Source organism: Allobosea sp. P4_H5 (assembly GCF_056400825.1).
Map to the genome: position 1 here is coordinate 1 of NZ_JBFUKM010000030.1, position 9075 is coordinate 9075.

Annotated in this window: 9 protein-coding genes; all 9 read left to right on the forward strand. The window is 64.9% G+C overall.

Annotated features, from left to right (window positions below):
- On the forward strand, positions 1-286 hold a 286-nt coding region (locus AC1DS0_RS30685), incomplete at its 5' end, for an AMP-binding enzyme (protein ID WP_476817979.1).
- A 38-nt stretch (positions 287-324) separates the two neighbouring features.
- Positions 325-879, forward strand: coding sequence for an inorganic diphosphatase (gene ppa, locus AC1DS0_RS30690; protein WP_476817980.1), 555 nt, complete (start codon positions 325-327; stop codon positions 877-879).
- Positions 876-1457, forward strand: a complete 582-nt coding sequence (locus AC1DS0_RS30695; protein WP_476817981.1) for an adenylate kinase — start codon at positions 876-878, stop codon at positions 1455-1457. Before ppa ends, AC1DS0_RS30695 begins: the two co-directional genes overlap by 4 nt.
- A 45-nt stretch (positions 1458-1502) precedes the next feature.
- Entirely contained in the window at positions 1503-2813 is a 1311-nt protein-coding gene (locus AC1DS0_RS30700) for a CitMHS family transporter (RefSeq protein WP_476817982.1), read from the forward strand.
- A gap of 12 nt (positions 2814-2825) precedes the next feature.
- A complete protein-coding gene (locus AC1DS0_RS30705; RefSeq protein WP_476817983.1) occupies positions 2826-3311 on the forward strand; it encodes a universal stress protein in 486 nt (161 codons plus the stop codon).
- Between the two features lie 20 nt (positions 3312-3331).
- The gene (locus tag AC1DS0_RS30710) at positions 3332-4468 is read left to right on the forward strand and encodes an ABC transporter substrate-binding protein (protein WP_476817984.1); all 1137 of its coding nucleotides are present in this window, start codon (positions 3332-3334) and stop codon (positions 4466-4468) included.
- Positions 4469-4530: 62 nt separating this feature from the next.
- Positions 4531-5280 carry a TerC family protein gene (locus AC1DS0_RS30715; RefSeq protein ID WP_476817985.1) on the forward strand — a complete coding sequence of 250 codons (750 nt, stop codon included), beginning with the start codon at positions 4531-4533 and terminating at the stop codon, positions 5278-5280.
- Between the two features lie 97 nt (positions 5281-5377).
- Positions 5378-6676: an MFS family transporter gene (locus tag AC1DS0_RS30720; protein ID WP_476817986.1), complete on the forward strand. Its 1299-nt coding sequence runs from the start codon at positions 5378-5380 to the stop codon at positions 6674-6676.
- Between the two features lie 123 nt (positions 6677-6799).
- On the forward strand, positions 6800-9075 hold a 2276-nt coding region (locus tag AC1DS0_RS30725; protein WP_476817987.1), incomplete at its 3' end, for an NADP-dependent malic enzyme.

Below are 9075 nucleotides of genomic sequence, written 5' to 3' on the forward strand. Positions count from 1 at the left end.
CGCCTATGTCACCGCCTATGTCACGCTGATGGCGGGCGAGAAGCCCTCGGCGGACCTGAAGAAGGAACTGGTTTCCTACGTCCGCAACGAGATCGGCCCGATCGCCTCGCCGGACCTGATCCAGTTCGCGCCCGGCCTGCCCAAGACCCGCTCGGGCAAGATCATGCGCCGCATCCTGCGCAAGATCGCCGAGGACGAGTATGGCGCGCTCGGCGACACCTCCACCCTGGCCGATCCCGCTGTCGTCGACGACCTGATCGCCAACCGACAGAACAAGCGCACGTGACGGCCTGCGCTCCGGACAACGCTCGATAGGAATCGCCGATGCGTCTCGAGTCGATCAAAATCGGTATCCAGCCGCCCGATGACATCAATGTCCTCATCGAGGTGCCGATCGGCGGCGAGCCGATCAAATACGAGCTCGACAAGGACGCCGGCGTCCTCGTCGTCGATCGCTTCCTCTACACGCCGATGCGCTATCCAGGGAATTACGGTTTCGTCCCGCACACCCTCTCCGAGGACGGCGATCCGATCGATGTCCTCGTCGCCAATACGCGCCCGATCGCGCCAGGCGCGATCATCAATGTCCGCCCGGTCGGCGTCTTGAAGATGGAAGATGATGGTGGCGGCGACGAGAAGATCATCGCCGTGCCCTCAAGCAAACTGACGCAACGCTATAGTCACGTTACCAATCATACCGATCTGCCGGAGATCCTGTGCCGTCAGATCGAGCATTTCTTCACGCACTACAAGGATCTCGAGCCCGGCAAATGGGTGAAGCTGCTCGGCTGGGGCGATGCCGCTGAGGCCCGCCAGCTGATCAGCGCGGCGATCGCGCGGGCCGAAGGCGCTCGGACCAGGGAGGAGGAAAAGCCATGAGGGTCATCATGCTCGGCCCACCTGGAGCCGGCAAAGGAACACAAGCGTCGCGTCTTGCCGACCGTTTGGGGGTCCCACAGCTGTCGACGGGCGACATGCTGCGTTCCGCCACCGAGAAGGGCACTCCCGTCGGCCTCGCCGCAAGGGACGTCATGGCGCGCGGCGAACTCGTCAACGATCAGATCGTGATCGACTGCGTGCGCGAGCGCATCGCGGAGCCGGATGCGGCGGCGGGGTTCATCCTCGACGGCTTCCCGCGCACCCTCGGACAGGCCGTGGCGTTCGATGCGGTGCTGGCCGAGGCCAACACCAAGCTGGACGCGGTGCTCGAGCTCAAGGTCGTCGAAGCGGCCTTGCTCGATCGCGTCATCCTGCGGGCGCGCGAGGCCAAGGCGGCAGGGCAGCCGGTTCGCGCCGACGACAATGCCGAGGCCCTGAAGGTCCGCCTCGACGCCTATCGCCGGCAGACGGAGCCCCTGACCGACTACTACCGCGACACCGGCCTGCTTCGAACGGTCGACGGCATGCTCCCTGTCGACCGGATCACCACCCGTCTGTTGATCGAACTGCAATTCTGACCAGTACCGCCGCCGGACAGGCGATCTCGGCACAAGGATATGAAAATGCTGACTTTCTTGGCTTACGCGATGATCGTCACCTTCATGACTCTGATCATGACCAAACGCCTGCCGGCCCTGACGGCGCTGATCCTTGTGCCGATCGCGTTCGGCCTGCTTGCCGGTTTCGGCATGGGCCTCGGTCCGATGATGCTCGACGGCGTCAAGAAGCTCGCGCCCACCGGCGTCATGCTGATGTTCGCCATCCTCTATTTCGGTCTCATGATCGACGCGGGCCTGTTCGACCCCGTGGCCCGGTTCATTCTGAAGCTGGTCGGCGGCGACCCGATGAAGATCGTGGTCGGTACCGCTGCCCTGTGCATGGCGGTCGGTCTCGATGGCGATGGTTCGACCACCTACATGGTCACGGCGGCCGCCATGTTGCCCCTGTACAGGCGGCTCGGCATGAGCACGCTGGTCTTCGCCTGCATCGTCATGATGGCCTCGCAGAACATGAACCTGCTGCCCTGGGGCGGCCCGACTGCACGCGTCGTGAGCTCGCTCGGGCTCGAGATGAAGGATGTCTTCGTTCCCCTGATCCCGGTCATGATCGTGAACGCAGCCTTTGTCTTCTTCGTCGCCTATATCCTCGGCATGCGCGAGCGCAAGCGCCTCGGCATCGCCGAGCTCAATCCGACTGAGGCCGGCGCGCAGGCGATCATGGTCGGCAGCGACCCGTCGCTGCTGCGACCCAAGTTGCTCTGGTTCAATTTCCTGCTGACCGCCGGCCTGCTGATCGTACTGATCCTGGACATCATGCCCTTGTCGGTCCTGTTCATCATCGCCTTCGCGATCGCGGCGACCGCCAATTATCCGGGCCTGAAGATCCAGAAGGAGCGCATCGCCCACCATGCCGAGAACGTGCTGCCCGTGGTGGCGCTGATCTTTGGCGCGGGCATCTTCGTCGGCATCCTGTCGGGGACCAAGATGGTGGACGCGATCGCCGCGAGTGTGATCGCTGCGGTGCCGGACTGGCTGGGTCCGTATATGGCGGTGGTGACGGCCGTGCTCAGCGTTCCCTTCACCTTCTTCATCTCCAACGACGCCTTCTATTTCGGTATCGTGCCGATCCTGGCGAAGACGGCAGCGGTCTACGGCTTCACCGGTCCCGAGATCGCGCGCGCCTCGCTGGTGGGCCAGCAGGCGCATCTGCTCAGCCCGCTGGTGGCCGCGACCTATCTTCTGGTCGGATTGGCGAAGATCGAGTTCGGAGACCTTCAACGCGCCACGCTGCTGTGGTCGCTGGCGGCCGCGCTGGTCATGTTGATCGGCAACATCCTCATCGGCGTCATTCCCATCGTCGGCCGCATCGGTTGATCGGAGCGCAAAATGACCAATGTCATCCAGAACATCCTCTACGCCGCTGATCTCAGCGACGACGGCGAACCGGTGCTGGCCTACGCCATCGACCTGGCCAACCGATTGGGCGCGCACCTGCAGGTGCTGACGGTGATCACCGATCAGCGCGAGAAATCGCTGATCGACGCCGAGTCCTACGTGCCGCAGGCGGAACTCGACAAGTATCACGATGATCGGGCCAGACGCGTCAAGGAGCACATAGAGGCGCAAATCGCGGCCTTCTACGCCGTGCGCGCCGAGCAGAAGCCGGCGCGGCCGATCACCGAAGTGGCGGTGCGCGAGGGGGACGATGTCGCCCAGCTGATCCTGGAACAGGCGAGCGCGATTCCCTCCGATCTGATCGTCATGGGGTCGCGGGGCGAAGGCGTGCTGGTGGGCCTGCTGTTCGGCTCGGTCGCGCAGGAGCTGACGCGCAAGGCTCGCACGCCCCTGTTGCTGGTGCCCGTAAGGGGATGAGCGTGACCTGGAGTCCGGCCATGAAGAAGCTGAGCGCAGTTCTCGCCGCTGCCTGTCTGGCGTTGCTTGCCGCGTCGCCCGCCTCCTCGCAATCCGGTGAAGAGCTGATGGGCTACGCCCCGCGGGGAACGGTACCGCCCGGGTATCCGGCGTCCTATGCGGGAACCGTCCGGGCGGCCGAGGATGAGGGCCGCCTCGTGATCTATGCGGCCACCGACGCCGACGTCGCGGCGCCGCTGATCGCGGATTTCCGCGCGATGTATCCGCGGATCGATGTTGTCTACGAAGATCTGAACAGCACCGAACTCTATCATCGCTTCATCGCCGAGAGGAAGCTCGGGGCCGATACGGCCGACATCCTCTGGAGCTCGGCCATGGACCAGCAGGCGGCGCTGGTCAGCAACGGCTACGCGATGACCTATGTCTCGCCGGAGAAGGCCCGTTTTCCGGCCTGGGCGAACTGGAAGGATCAGGGCTTCGCCACGACCTACGAGCCGATCGTCTTCGCCTACAACAAGAAGCTGCTGCCGGCGAACGAGGTCCCCCAGACCCGTGCCGACTTCATCCGGCTGCTGAACGCCGATCCGGCGCGGTTCAAGGGCAAGGTCTCAAGCTACAATATCGAGAAGTCCGGCCTCGGCTTCTTCCTGGCGACCCAGGACGCCGCCATCTCGCCCGAGTTCTGGACCCTGGTCTCGGCTCTCGGCAAGGCGCAGACCCGGTTCGATCTGACCACGAGCGCGATGGTGCGCAGACTCTCCTCCGGCGAAACGCTGCTCGGCTACAATCTGCTCGGCTCCTACACCGCCCAGAAGGCGGCGTCCGACGACACACTCGGCTATGTCTTTCCGCGCGACTACACGCTGGTGATGTCGCGCATCCTGCTCGCGAACAAGGAGGCCGCCCATCCGAACGCGGCAAAGCTCTGGATCGACTATCTGTTGTCGAAGCGCGGTCAGACCGTCCTCGCCAACGCATCACGCCTCCATGCGATCCGCGACGATGTCGAGGGTGAGAACACCGCTGCGCGCCTGAAGCAGATGCTCGGCGCCAGCGAGCGGCCGATCACCCTTGGCCCCGCGCTAATCGGCTACCTGAACAACCAGAACTACCGCGACTTCGTCCTGCAGTGGAGGAAGGCGCTCTCCGGCTCGTGATCGGTGTTCTTGCTGCCGAGCTGGGCAGGCCGCGTAGACAAGATGTCGAAAGGCCAAGCGTGATGTCGGATTTCCTTGCGACCCATTTCTCGTTCCTGATGGAACCGACCGGCTGGGCCGCGCTGGTGACGTTGATCGTGCTCGAGATCGTGCTCGGCATCGACAATCTGATCTTCATCTCGATCCTGACCAACAAGCTGCCCAAGCAGCACCAGAAACGGGCCCGTCGCATCGGCATCATGGCGGCCCTCGGCATGCGGCTGGTGCTGCTGGCGACGATCTCTTTCATCGTCCAGCTGACCCATCCGGTCTTCAGTCTGTTCGGCCAGGGTTTCTCCTGGCGCGACATCATCCTGATCGCTGGCGGCCTCTTCCTGGTTTGGAAGGCGACCAAGGAAATCCATCACACCGTCGATCCGGAGGATCACAAGGATACGATCGTCGGCGGGACGCTGGAGCTGAGCCTCGCGGGGGCGGTCGTTCAGATCCTGCTGCTCGACCTCGTCTTCTCGATCGACTCGATCATCACCGCCATCGGCATGACCGATCATCTCGCGATCATGTACATCGCCGTCATCGTCGCCGTGTCGGTGATGATGCTGGCGGCGACGCCGCTGGCCGAGTTCATCGAGCGCAACCCGACCATCGTCATGCTGGCACTCGGTTTCCTGCTGATTATCGGCATGACGCTGATCGCCGACGGCACGGGCTTCCACATCCCCAAGGGCTACATCTACGCAGCGATGGCGTTCTCCGCCTTGGTCGAGGGGCTGAACATGCTGGCGCGCAAGCGGAAGAAGGCCGAGGCGTGACCGTGGCCGCCGGCTACGCCCGCAACGACAACGGGTCCGAATGGCCCGAACGGAGGAGCAGATGCAAAGCAGCGTAGGTTCATTGAGCGGGTCCGCGATGGGAGCGGGCGTGGGGGCGGTCGATCACGCGCTGGACCGCGCACGTCGCATCAAGGCGATCGTCGGCGCCTCCTCCGGCAATCTCGTCGAATGGTACGATTTCTACGCCTACGCCTTCACCTCGATCTATTTCGCCTCTGCCTTCTTCCCGAGCGGCGATGAGACCAGCCAGCTGCTGGCGACCACCGGCATCTTCGCCGTCGGCTTCTTCATGCGTCCGCTTGGCGGCTGGCTGTTCGGCTGGCTCGCCGACAAGCATGGCCGCAAGACCTCGATGGTCGCATCGGTGCTGCTGATGTGCGGGGGATCGCTGATGATCGCCCTGCTGCCGACCTATGCGACGATCGGAACCGCGGCGCCCGCCCTGCTGCTCGTCGCCCGCCTGGCGCAAGGGTTGTCGGTCGGCGGCGAATACGGCACGGCGGCGACCTATATGAGCGAGGTCGCGGGCAAGGGGAACCGGGGCTTCTACTCCTCGTTCCAATACGTGACGCTAATTGGCGGTCAATTGCTCGCCCTGCTCGTGCTGATCGTGCTTCAGGCGACGCTGTCCGTCGAGCAGATCAAGGATTGGGGCTGGCGCATCCCCTTCGCGCTGGGAGCCGTCGCCGCCGTCGTCGCGATGTATCTGCGGCGCTCCCTCGAGGAGACGCATAGCGGCGGACACAAGGAGGCGGGCTCGCTGAAGCTGCTGCTGCCGCACAAGAAGGCGGTGCTGATCACCTTCGGCCTGACGATGGGCGGCTCGCTCTACTTCTATACCTTCACCACCTACATGCAGAAATATCTGGTGAACACGGCCAAGATGCCGGCGGCGACCGTGAGCACGGTCATGACCGTCTGCCTGATCGTGTTCATGTGCCTGCAGCCGATCTTCGGTTCCCTGTCCGATCGCATCGGCCGGCGGAACAACCTGCTGTTTTTCGGGTCGTTCGCGGTGCTCGGTGCCGTTCCTCTGCTGACCATGCTGGGATCCGTTGGGAGCACCGCGATGGCAGCCGTCCTGATCATGACCTCGCTGGTGATCGCATGCTTCTACACCGCGATCTCCGGCGTCGTGAAAGCCGAGCTGTTCCCGCCAGACGTCCGCGCGCTCGGCGTCGGCCTGCCCTATGCGGTCGCCAACGCCATGTTCGGCGGCACAGCGGAGTATGTGGCGCTTTCAATGAAAGCGGGCGGCAACGAGCTGTTGTTCCCTTGGTATGTAACGGCGGTCGTGGCCGTTGCGCTCGTCGCATGCTGGCTGATGCCCGACACCCGCAAGCACGGTTATCTCGATGGGGACGGGCGGGTCTGACCCACCGCATGCGAACAATCCTTCGGCCAATGCCGAGGGCGACACGACCGCTGGCCCGATAGGCTCCGGGGCCGGGCGACATGCGCCCGGTTCACCATCGTTGAAGACAGGGACCATCGCGCCATGACAAGCACGCTCTCCACCGACCTTCGTTCTGGCGCGCTCGTCTACCACCGTCTTCCCAAGCCGGGTAAGCTCGAGATCCAGGCGACCAAGCCGCTCGGCAACCAGCGCGACCTGGCGCTGGCCTATTCGCCCGGCGTCGCCGCCGCCTGCGAGGCGATCGTCGAGGACCCGGCGCAGGCCGCCGAACTCACCTCGCGCCAGAACCTCGTCGCGGTCATCACCAACGGCACCGCAGTGCTCGGCCTCGGCGACATCGGCCCGCTCGCCTCCAAGCCGGTGATGGAGGGCAAGGCTGTCCTGTTCAAGAAATTCGCCGGGATCGACTGCTTCGACATCGAGGTCGAGCAGAAGAACATCGAGAAATTCGTCGATGTCGTCGCCGCGCTGGAGCCGACCTTCGGCGGCATCAATCTCGAGGACATCAAGGGGCCCGAATGCTTCGAGATCGAGGAGCAGCTCAAGGCCCGGATGAACATCCCGGTCTTCCATGACGACCAGCACGGCACCGCGATCATCGTCAGCGCCGCCGTCCTGAACGGGCTCGACCTCGCGGCCAAGAAGATCGGCGACGTCAAGATCGTCGTCTCCGGCGCCGGCGCGGCGGCGCTGGCCTGCCTCAACCTCCTCGTCTCGCTCGGCGCCCGCACCCAGAACATCTGGGTCACCGACCTCGACGGCGTGGTCTACAAGGGCCGCAACACGCTGATGGACCGCTGGAAGGAGGTCTATGCCCAGGAGACGCAGGCGCGCACGCTCGCCGAGGTCATCCCCGGTGCCGACATCTTCCTCGGTCTCTCGGCCGCCGGCGTTCTGAAGCCGGAGATGGCCAAGGAGATGGCGCCCAAGCCCCTGATCCTGGCGCTCGCCAACCCCAATCCCGAGATCACGCCGGAGGATGCCCTCGCGGTGCGCCCCGATGCGATGATCTGCACCGGACGCTCGGATTATCCGAACCAGGTCAACAACGTCCTGTGCTTCCCCTACATCTTCCGCGGCGCGCTCGACGTGCAGGCGACGACGATCAACGAGCCGATGAAGCTCGCCGCGGTCCGCGCGATCGCCGCGCTGGCCCGCGAGGCGACGTCCGACATCGCGGCGCGCGCCTATGGCGGCGAGGCCTCGACCTTCGGCGCGAACTCGCTGATCCCCAACCCGTTCGATCCGCGCCTGATCCTGCGCATCGCGCCGGCGGTGGCGGAGGCGGCGATGGCGACCGGCGTCGCCAAGAAGCCGCTGATCGACCTGGAAGCCTATCGCGAGGACCTGTCGCGCTTCGTCTTCCGCTCCGGCTTCCTGATGAAGCCGCTCTTCGCCAAGGCCAAGGCCGACCCCAAGCGCGTGATCTATGCCGAGGGCGAGGATGAGCGCGTGCTGCGCGCCGCCCAGATCGCGATCGAGGAAGGCATGGCGATCCCGATCCTGATCGGCCGCCCCTCGGTGATCGAGACCCGCGTCAAGCGCTTCGGCCTGACGATCCGCCCCGGCATCGATTGCGAGCTGATCAACCCCGAGGACGATCCGCGCTATCGCGACTACGTCCAGACCTATCTCGATATCGCCGGCCGGCGCGGCATCACGCCGGAGGCGGCCCGCTCGCTGGTGCGCACCAACAACACCGTGATCGCGGCGCTCGCCGTGGCGCGCGGCGAGGCGGATGCGATGATCACCGGCCTGGAAGGGCGCTTCCTCTCGCGGCTGCGCCATATCCGCGACATCATCGGGCTGGAGCCCGGCGTCTGCGACATCGCGGCGATGACGCTGATCATCACCAGCAAGGGCGCCTTCTTCCTCGCCGACACCCATGTGAAGCATGATCCGACGGCCGAAGAGATCGCCGACATGACGATCCTCGCCGCCGGCCATGTCGAGCGCTTCGGCATCGCCCCGAAGATCGCCCTGCTCTCGCATTCGGATTTCGGCGCGGCCGACACGCCGTCCTCGATCAAGATGCGCAAGGCGGTCAAGCTGATCCAGGAGCGTGCGCCGGAGCTGGAATGCGATGGCGAGATGGAGGCCGACACCGCCCTCCTCGCCGCGATCCGTGACCGGGTGCTGCCGTCCTCGAAGCTGAAGGGCGTCGCCAACGTCCTGATCTTCCCCAATCTCGACGCAGCCAACATCGCCTACCAGTTCGCCAAGGTGCTGGCGGACGCGCTCCCGGTCGGCCCGATCCTGATCGGCGCCGCCAAGCCGGTGCATATCCTCACCGGCTCGGTCACGGCACGCGGCGTCGTCAACATGACCGCCGTCGCCGTCGCGGAGGCGCAAGGGCG

Excerpts from the sequence above, each read along its gene's own strand:
- AC1DS0_RS30720 (WP_476817986.1), top strand. The coding sequence starts at position 5,378 with ATGGGAGCGGGCGTGGGGGCGGTCGATCACGCGCTGGACCGCGCACGT.
- AC1DS0_RS30705 (WP_476817983.1), top strand. The coding sequence starts at position 2,826 with ATGACCAATGTCATCCAGAACATCCTCTACGCCGCTGATCTCAGCGAC.
- AC1DS0_RS30710 (WP_476817984.1), top strand. The coding sequence starts at position 3,332 with ATGAAGAAGCTGAGCGCAGTTCTCGCCGCTGCCTGTCTGGCGTTGCTT.
- AC1DS0_RS30695 (WP_476817981.1), top strand. The coding sequence starts at position 876 with ATGAGGGTCATCATGCTCGGCCCACCTGGAGCCGGCAAAGGAACACAA.
- AC1DS0_RS30700 (WP_476817982.1), top strand. The coding sequence starts at position 1,503 with ATGCTGACTTTCTTGGCTTACGCGATGATCGTCACCTTCATGACTCTG.
- ppa (WP_476817980.1), top strand. The coding sequence starts at position 325 with ATGCGTCTCGAGTCGATCAAAATCGGTATCCAGCCGCCCGATGACATC.
- AC1DS0_RS30715 (WP_476817985.1), top strand. The coding sequence starts at position 4,531 with ATGTCGGATTTCCTTGCGACCCATTTCTCGTTCCTGATGGAACCGACC.